Consider the following 13866-nt stretch of genomic DNA (forward strand, 5'->3'; position numbering starts at 1 on the left):
TTCGAAGCCCGGATGAGTACTTAAACCCGTGTCCACGACTTCTGGGCAAGATCATGTCACGCTAAGCGTTGTATGCGGGGACTTGTCGCAGATGTTGAAGTCCATGGTACGGCAATCGGACCCGGCAATGCATGTTAGGCACGTTCGCCTGAGCTTCTCCATGTTCAGTTGCTTCGAGAGCTCTGATGAACGACTGACCCAAGCATGCAGCCTGGATGCGACAGAATGGGTCGCATCAGGACACGACCCATTCTGTCGTGCAGCTGGTGGAAACTCAGCGCATGGTTTTCCCTTGAGGCGGCGGTGCCCATGAACAATTGCGACCTCATCATCAGTCATCTCCGCGAATGCATCGGCCAGCTAGAGTCGACCATCGAATGCTTGGAGAGTGGGTTGGTTCGCCATCGCCATGAGCCCTTGCAGTACAACGAGGGTCACCTTCAAATCGATCTGGCTCATGCCTACCACCACATGAATTTCGCGTGGCATATCCGCAACGTATCTCGTGAGCGTGCGATTGCTTGTGAGTGTGGGGATTTCGAGGATTGGTCCAAATTCCCAGCCTGGTAGCGCTTTAGGTAGGGGGCATGGCCTGATACGAGGAATATCGGTCGAACCAAAGATATTTTCCTGTTAAAACAAGCATATGCAGCGTAAGCAGAGAAAATTCAGGAACGTAGCAGGGAGCTTTCTATGCAAGGACAACGCATCACCTTTGGCTATCACCTCGACGGCCAGCGTCCTGCGCCGCCGGTTGATTCACTCGGTGCGTCGTTGGTCGGCCCCCTGGGTTTTTTGAACATTCTCGAAACCCAATTAGGGCTCCTGAGGCCCCATTTCTCTCAAGCCGAGCGCATCGTCCAGTACCTGGATTGTTTGCAAAAAATCGATTCAGAGCAGCATTTCTTTCATCGAAGTTTTGAAACAGATCCCTTGGGTACGGCTGCCTGCCTTCTCGACTGGAGGGATCAGTGGTTTCTGCATGGCTGGAACGGCGCTATGGCCGCCGAGGCACCACCACGTTTGCGAGATCTGGCGGAAGTTGAAGCTCTGGCTAGCACGACTGTGTCCCCAGGCATCGGTCAGCGCCTTAAGGCCATACAGATTGAGCTACAGCACCGTAAGCCGGACATTGAGCAGGTGTTGCTCGTGGAAGCGCTCGAAACCTTTCCGATCGCCTGGCAAGCGGTTCTTGCTGCGCTTCCTGTCGTTGGTCCGGTGCCGTCTGGAGGGGCTGGGCGAGGCTTCCTGGGACGCCTTCAACGACAGCTCCAGTCCGCAGCCTGTGGACAGGCTCCCGAAAAAATCCGCTGGGAGGATGACGGCTCCGTTCTCGTCGTCCAGGCCGAAACACCGACTCTGGCTGACCACTGGCTTGCGACTCAATTCGCGGCGGATCGCCCGACGCTGTTGGTATCCGGTTCCGACGGCGCACGGTTAGATGCCCAGCTTGCCGTTGCTCGAATGCCGCGACAGGGGCTCAAGGAAATCAGTGCGTTCCGTCCAGCGCTTCAGGTCCTGCCGTTGGCGTTGGAGTTGCTCTGGGCTCCGACCGACTATCACGCCCTGGTGCAGTTCCTGACAAACCCGGTGTGCCCCGTCCCTGGATATGCCCGCCGTTACCTCGCCGAAAAGATCGCCGACGCTCCGGGTATTGGTGGAGCGTACTGGCAACGTGTCCTGGCTAAGCTCGACGAGCACTATGGCCAGGAACGATCGCCCCACGTTCGCGAGCAGATCATGCTCTGGATCGAACATGCTCGATTTCCGTTTGAGTCCGGCGCTCCACTGGAGGCAGTGATTGAGCGGGTCGAGCGATTGGCTGAGTTCTTTCGGTTGCGCCTAGGCGACGCCGATACCGCCCGGCGACTCGCTTTTCATGCCGGATACGGTCAGTGCAAGGCATGTCTGGACTCGGTGAAGACCCTGCAAGCGCAGGGGGCTTCGTCCATCCGACCGAGGCAGCTGCAGAAGCTTGTCGCGCAGGTCACCGCCAACGGTACCGACAATCCTCTTTGGCCAGCCGAAGTCGGAGCAGGCCAGGTGGTCAACAACCCGGGCGCGGTACTCGAGTCGGTCGAGCGCGTGATCTGGTCGCCCTTGGTGATGCCAGCGTTACCCGGCAATGACCCCTGGTCGAGAAGTGAGTTGCGTGCTCTGCAGGCGGCGGGGGTGATATTGCCGTCGGTTTCCGAGCGGCTCGAAGAAGTCGCTGCCAGTTGGTTGCGGCCAGTGCTCGCTGCCCAGACGCAATTGGTGCTGGTGCTTCCCCCTCCCGGAACAGAGGTACACCCCATCTGGCAAATGATCGGCGCTGTAGTCGACCAACCCCAAGTGCTTGCCTTGGAGAGGCTTCTTGAGTCTCTCCCTGGCGAAGCCATGGTGCCCGTCACGCCTCTGCCGCTTCCAGCGCCCAAACGCTGGTGGCAGTTGCCGGACGGTGTCTCCGTTAACATGAGGCCGAAGGAATCCTTCTCCAGCCTCGAAAAGCTCTTGTTCAACCCTTACCAATGGCTGCTGCAATACCCAGCCAGACTTCAACCGTCGAGCATCATTAATCTCAGTAATGATTTTCGGATGCTCGGCAATTTGGCGCATGGACTCGTCGAGCAGTTTTTCTTGCATCCGAATGCTTTGTCGATGTCGGTATCGGCATTTCATGTTTGGTTCGACGATGCCTTCCAAACCTTGGTTGATCAGGAGGGCGCTGTCCTGCACACCCCGGGGCGCCGCGCCGATCTGGAAGAGTTTCGCTACCGTCTGCTTAGGTCCATGCAGAGTCTGCGCGAGCAGGTGGCAAAGGCCGGCATGGTCTGTGTGGTGCCGGAGTACAAGGTTTCCGGCCACTTCCCAGGGGGCGAGCTGGTGGGCTCGGCGGATCTAGTGATGCGGAACGGTCGAGGCGAGCGCGCCGTCGTCGACATGAAATGGTCCGGGGCCAAGAAATTCCCGGAAAAGCTCCGGCAGAACCGCCATCTTCAACTGGCCATTTATGCCGAGCTCCTTCGGCAGGAGAGCGGCCAGTGGCCGTCGGTGGCCTATTACATTCTCGATGGGGCCCGCTTCTTCGCGCCTGACGACCACATTTTCCCCGATGCTGTCGTGGTGCCGCCTGCCGATGAAGAGAACACGGCGCAGCTATGGCAACGCTTCCTAACAACCTGGCGCTGGCGTGTGGCGCAAATTCAGTCGGGTCGGTTCGAGGTTGTGCTGGACTCGATCCCCGTGACAGAAGATTCCACGCCGCCCGAGCACGGGATGGCTATGGAAACGCTCAACCAGGCCTACAACGATTACCGGACCCTTGCCGGATGGGAGAGCTGAGCATGACGTCCAAATCGTCGGGAGCACACATCACCTTCATTAGCGCCGGGGCCGGGAGCGGCAAGACCTATCGGCTGACCGAGCTCCTGCACCGTGAATTGACCGCCGGCAGTGTCCGCCCATCCGGTGTTATTGCGACCACCTTTACCAAGAAAGCGGCCACGGAACTACGAGAGCGTGCGCGCGAGCATCTGCTTGAACAGGGGAACTTCAGCCTGGCTAATGTCATGGGGCAGGCGAGGATCGGCACGGTCAACAGCGTGTGTGGTCAACTCATTGTGCGCTTTTCGTTTGAAGCTGGTCTGTCCACCGAACAACAGGTGCTGGAGGAAGTTCAAGCCGGGATGCTGCTAGGCCGGGCCATTGATGCGGTGCTCGATGATTCGGAGATGCGTCAACTGCTGAGTCTGGTTCGCCGTCTGGGGCTAGAGCCGGATTCCGGGGATACCTACAAGAGTAATTGGCGCGATGACCTGAAGGCGTTGGTTGACCAGATTCGCAGCAACGACATCCCGCTGGCTCAGGTCCGCGGTTTCGCGCAGGCCAATGCCGATGACTTGCTAAGCCACTTCCCAAAGCCGACGGCTCAGTGCCTCGATACCGAACTGCTCAACGCGATCCGGCTGGCGTTACCGACCATCGAAGCAGCTGCCTTATCGGGTGGCAAAAAGAACACCAACGCCTACCTGGATCTGATCAAAGGGTTTGCCAGCGATCTGGAGAAGCAGGTTGCTCCCTGGAGTGAATGGGTCAAAGTGGCAAAGGCGGCCCCCGAAGTCAGTTTGCATCAGACCATCGAACCGATAGCTGATTTAGCCGGACGCGTGGCTGAACACGGTAGGCTGCATGCTGATCTCAGACGTTACCTCGAACTGATGTTCGATCTTGCAGCCAAGGCGCTGGAACACTATCAGGATCTCAAGCAGGAACTCGGTGTTCTCGACTTTACTGATCAGGAGCACCAATTGCTTGGGCTGCTTGATCACCCCGAAGTGGCGGCTGTGCTCGATGACGAGCTTGATCTTTTGATGGTTGACGAATTTCAAGACACCAGTCCGATTCAGCTTGCACTTTTTCTGAAGCTGGCCCGCTTTGCCAAAAAAGTGTACTGGGTTGGAGACATTAAGCAGGCAATTTACGGATTCCGAGGTAGCGATACTGAACTCATGCAGGCCATCCTCCGCGCTTTGCCGGATCTGGGGGGAGCCAAGGAGGTTCTGCAGTCGTCCTGGCGGTCGCGCCCGGAACTCGTGAAGACCATCAATGCGGTCTTTACCCACGCCTTCGAGAACTCCTTGCCCCGGGAAGAAGTCCAGCTCAATCCTGAGCGCACGGAATCCTTGACCGGCCCAGCGCTTGCCAACTGGATTCTTGGCGGCAAGAACGCAAAGTCGGAAGCTTCAGCGCTGGCGTCTGGAGTCCTTAAGTTAATTGACGACCCAGAATACGAGGTTTACGACAAGGCCACTAAGGAGCAGCGCCAGGTCCAGTTTGGCGATATCGCCATCCTGTCGCGCTCCAATGAGGGCGTGGGGGTTCTAGCAGCTGCGTTGTCGGCGCAGGGGATTCCGGTCGCCACTGCGCAACCGGGTCTGCTGGCCACACCCGAAGCCACGCTGGCTCTGGCTTGTCTGCGTCGGCTTAACGATCCGGGCGATACCGTGGCCACGGCTGAAATCATTTCCTTGTCCGACTGTTTGCAGCCTGAAATTTGGGTGGCAGACAGGCTGAATTACTTGGCACAAGGTGGGGAGGCCCATCTCTGGCTCGAACAGACCATGGAGGGTCATTCGGCACACCCAGTGCTGGAAACCATCGCCGCTCTACGGTCCAGCCTGCCGGTATTGACACCTCGAGAAGCCCTAGTGGCAGTGATCACTAGCTGCTCCCTTACGGAAAAAATCGTGCGCTGGACGACGGATCCGGCCCGTGTTCGTGTGCGGCTGGCCAACCTGGAGGCATTGATCGAGCTCGCCGAACGGTATGAAGACTATTGCCGTGGCGGACGGCTCGCAGCTTCCATATCGGGGCTGATCTTATGGCTCGGTGAAATTGCCGAGCAGAGACAGGATCTGTTGGCTGAGCCTGCCATTGATGCGGTCAAGGTGATGACACATCATGCCGCCAAGGGACTCGAATGGCCTGTCGTTATCCTCACGGACCTGGCCAAGGACATCAAAGACCGACTCTGGTCGATCTCCGCTCAATCAGGGACGGGCTTCGATGCACAGAATCCGCTGGCCAGTCGGTACATCCGTTATTGGCCCTGGCCATTTGGCCTGCAAAAAAAAGTCGCTGTGTCCGACGCGATTGCGCCCACACCGACCGCCGATGGCTTCCGGAAAATGGCCATCGAAGAATCCAAACGCCTCCTATATGTCAGCATGACCCGGGCGCGGGATCTGTTGGTACTTGCCCGATCCGGCCGCAAATTGAGCGGCGAATGGCTCGATTGTGTTGAGGCGCCCTGGTTGCTGCCCGAAGCCGGCTTGGATCACGTGAGTCTGCCCTGTGGCGAGCGTATTGCGGCCAAGCATTGGATGCTTGAGCCGGCGGCAGATCCGGAAAATGTCGCACAACCTGCGTCGGGGCTGTATTGGTTCCCGAGCGCATCCGGTGTGGAATCGCGCTTGCCGCTCAGCTTTAATCCGTCGTTCGCAATGCCGATCCCGACCGCTGTTTTGGAAAAGTGTAGCGTCGGCGAACGCATTCCAGTCGCCCAGGGCGCTGATATGAGCGTTCTTGGCACAGCTATTCATGCATGTATTGGCTTGTCTTTCACCGATAGGAATGCCCCCCTTTCCGTGAGGGAGGTCGAAAATGTCCTGTCTGGTTTTGGCGTGTTGCCCCATCTTTCGCCCGCAGCCGTGATGCGACAGATCAGCGCGTTCCATGAATGGCTGGCCAGCCGCTGGCCAGGCGCGAGACCGTATGCCGAGATTGCCGTGCAAAGCCACTTGCCATCCGGACAGGTGTTGAATGGCCGGATCGATTTGCTGCTGGAAACCGACGCCGGATGGGTCTTGATTGATCACAAGTCCAGTCAGTTGCAGCTAGATCATTGGGATCAGCTGGCCACCGAGTACGGAGGGCAGGTGGCGGCGTATGCAAATGGTGTGGAGCGGGCTTCTGGAATAAAAGTGACTGAGCGCTGGTTGTTTCTGCCGGTTGCAGGCGGTGCGCTCAGTATCGGTTTATAGACGAGACGCTTCTTCCCAAGCAATGCCTGGTTGCCGGCTACCCGGACGCGCTACCGCACTGAGCGCGTCGCGGCTTATTACTGGTACAGGGCCGCCATTCTCCGGGCCTTGTCGGCAATCTTTTCCCGCAAGCCGCTCGGCTCCAGAACTTCCAGGTCAGCGGCCTGACCTAGCAACCACAATTCCAAGCCTTGGCTGAGCAACATGCTTGTTTCCAAACGCCAGGTGCCATGGGTATCCGGCAGCAATTGCTGACCTTCATTGAGCGGGTTCTCCCGCAAGCGCCGGTACAGGTTATCGCCATGCAGGCGCAGAACCAGGCGGACCGGCTCCTCGCTTTCCAGGCTGATCAGGCTGCGCTGTGCCTCGACCGAATTGATGTCGTAGTCGTCGGGTGCGGGGATCTGCTCAAGAATATCCGAGACCGACAGGAAGCGGTGCAGTGGCAGTGCGGCGAGCTGGCCGGGACGTCCGTCAAACACGCAAGACAGATAAATATTGGAGTCCTGATACGACAATCCCAGAGGCTTGAGCCGGTAGGTTTTCGGCTCCGGGGCGTTGGCGGCCTGGTAAACCGCCTGTACCGAGCGGCCTTCGAGGATCGCCTTCTGCAGCTCCTTCAGTACCTTGGAGTCCACCTTGCTCGGCTGCAGAGTAATAAAGCGGGTAGTGCTGGTGAGACGCTTCGACCAGTCAATGCCTGGGTTAGCCTGCTTAAGCGTCCTATTGACGTACTGATGGAACTCCGTGAAGTCAGCAACTTGGGTTTCCATGCCAAAACGACGGGCATGATCAAAGATCATCGCCAGGTTCATCGCCTCGTTGGGAGGCATGCTCAGTTTGAGCGATGGTCTGTCCAGCCGCCAATAGCAGGATTTCCCGACCCTCCGGGAACGGACGCCTAGATCTTCCAATGCTTCCAGATCACGCTGGATGGTTTTCCGGCTCACACCGACCGACTGTAGCCGTTCATTGATCTCGGTGGTGCTTAGCGGCTGGGTTGTATGGAGCAGTATCTTCAGGATGCTCAGCTGGCGACTCAGTTGGCTCACAAAAAACTCTTTCATTATGGCAATGGGACATCAGATGTCCCGATGGCGTGGGACCATGCACCCAGCATCAAAAGGGAGTCAAGCATGACGGGTGCAACCGCGGAACTGATCAAGATAAGGATCGCCTTGCCACCGGCTAAAGCGCTTCATTTTCGGAGTCGGAAAGCTGCTACCAATGGGCATGGCATGCCGGCCCTAAGGATGATGGAGTTCAAGGCCGAGGGGCACGAGCTCGGGCAAGGGCAGGAATATCTCACGGCCATCAATCCCCTGCGAACGCGCAACCACGACGCAGATTGGTTGCGCAAACGCTACAAACAGTTGCGCCGTCAGGCGCTACAGGGCGATGGCGAGGCGCTAAATGATCTCGCCTGGATTATCTCCAACGAGCTCTGTTATCCGGCTGATCAATATCTGGCCAAGAGCCTCTTTGAACTGGCTGCCGTCATGGGGTGTTCTGGCGAAGCCTGGTTCAACCTGGCTGAGCAGCTAAACCATGAACTCATGTCCGACTCGGACAGCGTAAAGAAGCAGAACTGTTTCTATCGAATGGCTGAGGCCGAGGGTATCGCGGCTGCCGCCACCCGCCTGGGCTACCTGTACTGGGGAAGCCTGGAAGGCCATGAAGTGGATCTGGAGCAGGCCCGCAAGTGGCTGCTGCGCGGCGCGGAGCTCGGAGATCTATCGGCAGCCTATCAGTTGGGCATGTTGCTGCTTGATCCCCATAAGCCGGTTCATGACCCGGTGAGTGCTGTGTATTGGCTGCAGTGGGCTGCGTTGAACGACGAGCCGCAAGCCATCGGCCATCTGTGTGAGTTTTATGAGTCGGAGGAAGGCCGCCGCCTGGACCCCAGCGGCAGGATGCTGGCTTTCTGGAATGAGCAAGCCGCGCGCAGCCATCGCCTTTCCTATGACCCTGACAACGATTTGCCCTATTGGCCGTACAAGCTGAGGTTGGAGGTGCAAGAGTGAATAACTTTGAACGGATGCTGCCGCAACTGCTGGAAAACGTCATTGCGCGGGTTGAAGAGGCGGGGCAGCTGCTACTTGACGAATGGGACCGTGCGGGTGGTCCGCGTGGTGCCGGATCGTCGGCCGACGTCGATGAGGAAATCGAAGCGCAATTGCGTGAAGGGCTGCTGGAGCTGCTGGACGTCGACTTCTGGGGTGAAGAAACCCAGCCCAGCCTGACGGGCCATCCGTACTGCTGGGTGGTCGATCCGCATGACGGCACCTCCGACTTCCTGCGCGGCTTGCCGGGCACCTCGATTTCCGTCGCCCTGCTGCACAACGGTGTACCGGTGCTGGGTGTGGTATATGCCCCCATCAGCCCCGATCGTGGCAGGGACTGCATCGCCTGGGCGGAAGGACTGCCGCATCTGCTGCGCAATGGCCAGCCGGTGTTAGGTGATCTACGCGCCACACAACTGAGCAAGGACGGGCTGGTTTGGGTGAGTGCCGCCGCGGCCCGCAAGCCCGAGGTCAACAGCGAGCTGTGCCGACCCGCGCGCTTCATTGCCATGCCCAGCATCGCCTACCGCCTTGCACGCGTGGCTGCCGGTGACGGCATCTGTGCCGTGTCGCTGGTGGAACTGTCGGCTCACGATGTCGCGGCGGGTCATGCCCTGCTGCGCGGCGCCGGAGGTGTGCTGCTGCGCGAGGATGGCCAGCCGCTGAGCTATGCGGACTCGCTGGACTCGGTGTCTCAGCGTTGCTTCGGTGGCGCCGCCGACGCCTGCCAGGCGCTGGTTCGGCGACCCTGGGAGCAAGCGCTACGCACGCCCTCGACCGTAGCCCGCCCGCGGGGGCCGCGCCGTTACCCGGCGCGCGAGCAAATGCAGCGGGCTGCCGGCTGCCTGGCCGGCCTGTTCATCGGTGACAATTTGGGCGCTCAGGTGGAATTCATGAGTGCGGAGGAGATTGCGAGTCGCAGCCAACAGAGGCCGTTGCTGATGGAGGACGGTGGCGTCTGGAACATCCTCGCCGGTCAGCCGACCGATGATGGCGAGTTGGCTCTGGCGTTGGCGTGCAGCCTGGTGGATTGCCAGGGCTACTGTCTCGATGATGCGGCTAACGCCTATGTGGCTTGGTTGGACTCGCGGCCTTTCGATCTGGGCAACACCATTCGGCGGGCGTTGTCTGGGGCACTTTGTTACGCGCAGCTGTCGACTGCCGAAGCCTGCCAGGAGTCCGCCAGCCGCGAAAGTCAGGCCAATGGCGCGCTGATGCGTGTGGCGCCGATCGGCATTGCCGCCCAGGGTCGTCCCGCATTGGCCGCGCGACTGGCGCGACAGGACGCGAGCTTGACCCATCCGCACCCGGTCTGTCAGGAGGCCAATGCCGCCTATGCTGCCGCCATCGCTGTCGGTGTGGCCGGTGGAACGCGTCAGGACATGCTGGTTACCGCGCTGGCTCAACTAAGCGACGACGAGGCGGGTTCCCTCGTGCGGCAGAAACTGAGTGCCGCGGCGGCGGGCGAAGCGGTGCCCGACTTCCAGCACAGCATGGGCTGGGTGCTGACCGCGCTGCACAATGCCTTCCTCCAGTTAATGTCCGGCCGCAGTGTGATGGATGCGATCACGGACACAGCGATGCACGGTGGCGATACCGACACCAATGCCTGTATCGCCGGGGCACTGGTAGGTGCAGTGGAGGGAATCGCCAGCCTCGACGCAAAACTACCGTTGACCGTGATGTCCTGCCGGGCACATGAAGACACGATGATGCCCCGGCCGGCGGAATACTGGCCTGAGGATATGGTAAGGCTCGCCATGGAGCTTTGCAGTCTGTCGTCGTCCCTGGAAGCAGTTTGTTAAATGTCAGGAGTGGATATGCAACGCGAAGCGTTTTTGGCGCAGCAAGACATTGGCGCCTTTGTTGATTGGTTGGTCAAAACCCTCCCGGGTTTGCAGGTGCAGTTGATCTTCAAGCCGAGCAAGTTTGTGCCGGGTGGCTTGCGGGCTCGCATTGAGGGGTTTGAGCAGGTGCTCGAGCATTACCGCTGGGGAGTGGATTGGCAGGAAACGCGGGAAGTTCTTCGCCAATTACGCAACAGGCTGCGAGATGCGGTTGAGCATGACGATAACGCTCAGGCTTTTCAGGCCAGTTGCGATGTACTGCGCTGGGGCGGGGTGAGGAGTGCTCGCCCGTTTCTGAAAGACCTGCAGGATCGCGGCGAGTTGACTGCCCATCTGCGGCGCATGGTCAGCCTGTTGAGCCCGGGGGAATATGCCAACCTCAGCGCCTTGAATGCCGACAGCGTCATTCGTTTTGATTCGGGTCTTACCAAGATCTACGCATTGCTAGACCGCAGTGGATCGCCGATTTACGACAGTCGTGTCGGCGCTGCGATCGGGATGTTGCATGAGTTGTTCCGTAAGCAGCAGGAGCTGGCTGGAACGGCGCTGAGCTTTCCCAGTGGACCGGCGCGTGGCCAGCAGATTCGGGATCCGGGTGCTTTCGCAGGGCATAGAGCAGCGCCGCAGTTTTATTCGCGGCACGTACCGCACCATGAGTGGGCCAGATCCCAGCTGCGCCTGGGATGGATCATCCGTGCGGTGCTGGAGCGCACCGACTGGTTCGCCCGCGAAGGAGAGCTGGCGGATCGTTGCCACGCGTTCGAAGCGTGCCTGTTCATGCTGGGTTACGACTTGCGCTGCTTCGGACTCGAATCTGCCGCACAAGCGGCGACCGTGGTTTCCGAAGCGCTTCCGCAGGAAGCTGACGAGGACATCCGGACGGAAAAGAAGTGGGTGCCTACCAACCACCCCTTCACGCAGACGCTGCGTGACTATTTGGAGCATCGAAGCAGCGGGGGCGCACCTACGCCCCAGGGGTTTCAGCAATGGCTGCAAACCCAGCGCGCTAATCCGGTGAAGCTGAGCACTGCCAGTGCATACTGCTTCCCGTTTTCCGACCGTGAGTTCAGTCTTTGGGGGCGTTCCATGGAGGTGTTGGCCGCCATCGTTGCGGGTGGCGAAAGGGGACTCTATGCCGCAATGGGCGGACAGGACTCGCTGCACCCGGGTGATGAACTTGAAAGCGTCTGCCTTGTGGATGCGTGGTTGGCGGGTCAGGTTGCTGACTTGAGCAACAAACAAGCCTTGCAGGCGCTGGTGATGAGCGGTTTTGCGGGAACCCATGGCGCCGCCGGGACACTTCTGAGCGTTGGCTCCGGGGTTGGAAAGCACTTCGGCCTGCTGGACCAGAAGGGGAGGCCGACGGCGCTCTATACGCGTTTCTATGCCGACAGCATGGAGGATTTTGCGGTGCAGTTGAGCGCAGGTTTGTAACCCAGAAACTGGAACATCGCCCACCGCTCGAACCAAAAAAGGCCTGCCCCTATCAGGGGCAGGCCTTTAGTTTTACTTCGGCAACCACACCTGCTTGATGGCTTGCGCCTTGTAGTTCGGATTCTGTGCTTCAGCCGCGCGGCGAGCATCGTTAACCGAGTTGCCATGCACGATTACCCTGAAGGTGGCGCTGCCGCCGCCTGCACGACCCATAGTGACTTCGTAGGTAGACATAGGTGGAACTCCTGTTGGCTTGTGCTGAGCCAACATGGTCCCACTGGGTCAGGACATCTGATGTCTCGGTGGGAAACAGGTACGAAAAAGTTGAACCGTGGAGGTCGACATTTGTCCGTTCACTCCATCCCTTTTTACTATCGAGGCAAGTGTCCGTATTTCACGAACTCGGCCAGCGCCAGGGCCTCGGAATGACGGGTACGGGTTTGCTTCATCGGATTTTTCGGTCTTGCCATGGTTCACCTCGTCGCAGTTTATCGCTTAACGGGGCGTCCACGACTTCTAGGGCAAGATCACCCGACTGCCGCCTGACTCAAACACAATAGCCTCCGCGAGACCCGGGGCGGTTCAAGCTAGCCATCGAATGCTTGGAGAGTGGGTTGGTTCGTCATCGCCATGAGCCCTTGCAGTACAACGAGGGTTACCTTCAAATCGATCTTGCTCATGCCTACCACCACATGAACTTCGCGTGGCATATCCGCAACGTATCTCGTGAGCGTGCGATTGCTTGTGGGAGTGGGGATTTCGAGGATTGGTCCAAATTCCCAGCCTGGTGACGCTTCAAGGGGTCGTCTCAGAAAACGGAAAATAAAGCACGCTAAGCCGGTTGCAGCGGCCGTAGCGGCCTGAACTTGCCCGCGCCGATCTTGGCGCTGCTGCGCCAGAGGTAATCGCCGGTCAGGTTGATGTGCTCCCAGCCGAGCGGCGACAGGTACTGCAACAGGCCGTCATCGACGGCTTGACCGTGGCCACGCAAGGCGTTCGCGGCCCGCTCCAGATAGACCGTGTTCCATAGCACGATGGCCGCCGTCACCAGGTTGAGGCCGCTGGCCCGGTAGCGCTGCTGCTCGAAGCTGCGGTCGCGGATTTCCCCCAGGCGGTTGAAGAACACGGCGCGGGCCAGCGCGTTGCGCGCCTCGCCTTTGTTCAGCCCGGCATGCACGCGGCGGCGCAGCTCGACGCTTTGCAGCCAGTCCAGGATGAACAGTGTGCGCTCGATGCGTCCCAGCTCACGCAGGGCGACGGCCAGGCCGTTCTGGCGCGGGTAGCTGCCAAGCTTCCTGAGCATCAGCGAGGCCGTCGCCGTGCCCTGCTTGATCGAGGTGGCCATCCGCAGGATTTCATCCCAATGGGCGCGGACGTGCTTGATGTTGAGCGTGCCGCCGATCATCGGTTTCAACGCCTCGTAGGTGGCATCGCCCTTCGGGATGTAGAGCTTGGTGTCGCCCAGGTCACGAATGCGCGGGGCGAAGCGGAAGCCCAGCAGGTGCATCAACGCGAAGACGTGGTCCGTGAACCCTGCCGTGTCGGTGTAGTGCTCCTCGATCCGCAGGTCGGATTCGTGATACAGCAGGCCGTCGAGCACGTAGGTCGAGTCGCGCACGCCGACGTTCACGACCTTGGTGTGGAACGGCGCGTACTGGTCGGAGATATGGGTGTAGAACGTCCGCCCTGGGCTGCTGCCGTATTTCGGATTGATGTGGCCGGTGCTCTCGGCCTTGCTGCCGGTGCGGAAGTTCTGGCCGTCCGACGATGACGTGGTGCCGTCGCCCCAATGCTCGGCGAAGGGATGTCGGAACTGCGCGTTGACCAGCTCGGCCAGTGCCGCCCCGTAGGTTTCGTCGCGGATGTGCCAGGCTTGCAGCCAGGCCAGCTTGGCGTAGGTCGTGCCGGGGCACGATTCCGCCATCTTGGGGTCGTTTGCGGGAAGGGGCGGAATCCTACGCTAAGGCTTTGGCCAGCGATATTCTCCGGTGAGATTGA

At 59.6% G+C, this 13866-nt stretch carries 7 protein-coding genes and 1 pseudogene; 5 read left to right on the forward strand and 3 right to left on the reverse strand.

The features are described 5' to 3' along the window. The first annotated feature begins 693 nt into the window (after positions 1 to 693). Positions 694 to 3324 carry a PD-(D/E)XK nuclease family protein gene (locus AS93_RS0109165; protein ID WP_027590340.1) on the forward strand — a complete coding sequence of 877 codons (2631 nt, stop codon included), beginning with the start codon at positions 694 to 696 and terminating at the stop codon, positions 3322 to 3324. Positions 3325 to 3326: 2 nt separating this feature from the next. After that, on the forward strand, positions 3327 to 6524 hold the full coding sequence (locus AS93_RS0109170) for a UvrD-helicase domain-containing protein (protein ID WP_037008806.1): 3198 nt from the start codon (positions 3327 to 3329) through the stop codon (positions 6522 to 6524). A 77-nt stretch (positions 6525 to 6601) separates the two neighbouring features. Here AS93_RS0109170 and AS93_RS20250 read toward each other — a convergent pair whose 3' ends face one another. Continuing rightward, positions 6602 to 7576 carry a transcriptional regulator gene (locus tag AS93_RS20250; protein ID WP_037008809.1) on the reverse strand — a complete coding sequence of 325 codons (975 nt, stop codon included), beginning with the start codon at positions 7574 to 7576 and terminating at the stop codon, positions 6602 to 6604. 84 nt (positions 7577 to 7660) lie between these two features. On the opposite strand from AS93_RS20250, the gene AS93_RS19945 reads away from it, so the two are divergent. Genes AS93_RS19945 through AS93_RS0109190 form a run of 3 tightly spaced genes read left to right on the forward strand, consistent with a single transcriptional unit; the run spans position 7661 to position 11868 of the window. Next, positions 7661 to 8548, forward strand: coding sequence for an SEL1-like repeat protein (locus AS93_RS19945; RefSeq protein WP_051587414.1), 888 nt, complete (start codon positions 7661 to 7663; stop codon positions 8546 to 8548). Then, positions 8545 to 10392 carry an inositol monophosphatase family protein gene (locus AS93_RS21220; RefSeq protein WP_155956128.1) on the forward strand — a complete coding sequence of 616 codons (1848 nt, stop codon included), beginning with the start codon at positions 8545 to 8547 and terminating at the stop codon, positions 10390 to 10392. Before AS93_RS19945 ends, AS93_RS21220 begins: the two co-directional genes overlap by 4 nt. A gap of 15 nt (positions 10393 to 10407) precedes the next feature. Next, positions 10408 to 11868 carry a hypothetical protein gene (locus AS93_RS0109190; RefSeq protein ID WP_027590343.1) on the forward strand — a complete coding sequence of 487 codons (1461 nt, stop codon included), beginning with the start codon at positions 10408 to 10410 and terminating at the stop codon, positions 11866 to 11868. Between the two features lie 72 nt (positions 11869 to 11940). Here the strand turns inward: AS93_RS0109190 and AS93_RS20595 are convergent, their stop codons facing one another. Both AS93_RS20595 and AS93_RS0109200 read right to left on the reverse strand, forming a co-directional pair. Then, positions 11941 to 12102 (reverse strand): hypothetical protein, encoded by a 162-nt coding sequence (locus tag AS93_RS20595; protein WP_155956129.1) that lies wholly within the window; start codon positions 12100 to 12102, stop codon positions 11941 to 11943. Positions 12103 to 12700: 598 nt separating this feature from the next. After that, a pseudogene (locus AS93_RS0109200) lies at positions 12701 to 13795 on the reverse strand (Tn3 family transposase); the annotation flags it as partial. Positions 13796 to 13866: the final 71 nt, after the last annotated feature.

The sequence above is a fragment of the Pseudomonas sp. RL genome, from assembly GCF_000647775.1.
GTDB lineage: Bacteria > Pseudomonadota > Gammaproteobacteria > Pseudomonadales > Pseudomonadaceae > Serpens > Serpens flexibilis.